A 1,362-nucleotide genomic window follows, 5' to 3' on the forward strand; every position below is an offset into this window, starting at 1 on the left:
ATCACTCATTTGCAGATGATACCCAGATGCGGAACTCTAGCTCTCTTGACCAGCTTGATACAACCATTTCAGCTATGCAAGAATGTGTTTCTGATGTTAAGTCCTGGATGACTTTGAACAGGTTGCAACTGAATGACGGAAAGACGGAAGCAATGCTTGTTATGTCTAAAAGAGCATCTACCTCAGGACTTATTCCTCAGTCAATGCGCATAGGAGATACTGACGTTGATTTTTCTGACCTTGTCAAAAATCTTGGTGTGACACTCGACAGCAGCTTATCTATGCACCAACAGGTGACAAATACTTGCACAGCAGCGTACATTGAACTTCGGCGAATCAGTTCGATTTGTCAGTATTTAACCGTCGATGCCACCAAAACACTCATCTCTGCCTTTGTACTTTCCAGACTGGACTATTGTAATGCTTTGCTCTCTGGTGTACCGCAATACCTTCTTGATAGACTTCAAAGAGTCCAAAATGCAGCTGCAAGACTCACAGTCAAAGCTTCCAAATCAGACCATATTACTCCCATTTTGCACTCACTCCATTGGCTGCCAGTCGCAGCTAGAATTCAGTACAAAGTATCCTCCCTCTGTTACAGTTCTCTGTCAGATTCCGGTCCTGAATATCTGTCCAGGGTCTTGCGGATTTATACACCATCGAGACAACTCCGTTCGTCCAGTGACAACCGCATTCTTTGTGTTCCCTCCGTCAAAACAAAAACCTTTGGTCAAAGGTCCTTTTCATATGCTGGTCCTGTGATCTGGAACAAACTTCCATATGACATCAGGAGTTCACAGTCAAAAACCTCATTCAAGCAAGCCCTCAAAACCCATCTGTTTAGCACGCACTACTAGTCTGACGGTTTTCGTCCTGTTTGCTACACCTGTTGCAGGTTGAGTATCCCGGCTTGGCTATATCTTTCGTGCCCCCTCCCCCTCCCCTCCCCCATTTTTTGTCGTTTTTGATCAGTGTTGTTGGCTGCTGTACTGTTGTTGGCTGCCTTCGCGTGCTTTGTTGTCGTCGTTGTTGTTGTCCTGTTGTACGCAGTGCTATTGTGAAGCGCTTCGAGCCCAAACGAGATGGGGCGCTCTAGAAGTCCTCTTTATTATTATTGTTATTAAAAAGAAAACAACGTCTATTAGGGGAGCATTCATGCCTGCCCATAAGCATCTGTGACTTCTGTGTACTGTACTGTGACTTTTTTCGTAACGGAATTACCTGCATGGATTATACCAATGTGGATTATACGAACATGGGCATAACAATTCTGAAGGCTGTTATCAAGGTAGGACAGACTGTTTTTTTGGTTTTTTTTTTTACATGCATGTTTTCATCTTGCGTACACATGCATGCTTATAG

Annotated in this window: 1 protein-coding gene; it reads left to right on the forward strand. The window is 44.0% G+C overall.

Annotated features, from left to right (window positions below; translation table 11 throughout):
• A partial coding sequence (locus ACOCD2_RS20125; protein WP_419625961.1) for a hypothetical protein occupies positions 1-857 on the forward strand: 857 nt, incomplete at its 5' end.
• Between the last annotated feature and the right edge of the window lie 505 nt (positions 858-1,362).

Source organism: Thiolapillus sp., from assembly GCF_048562965.1.
Lineage (GTDB): Bacteria > Pseudomonadota > Gammaproteobacteria > Chromatiales > Chromatiaceae > Thiolapillus > Thiolapillus brandeum_A.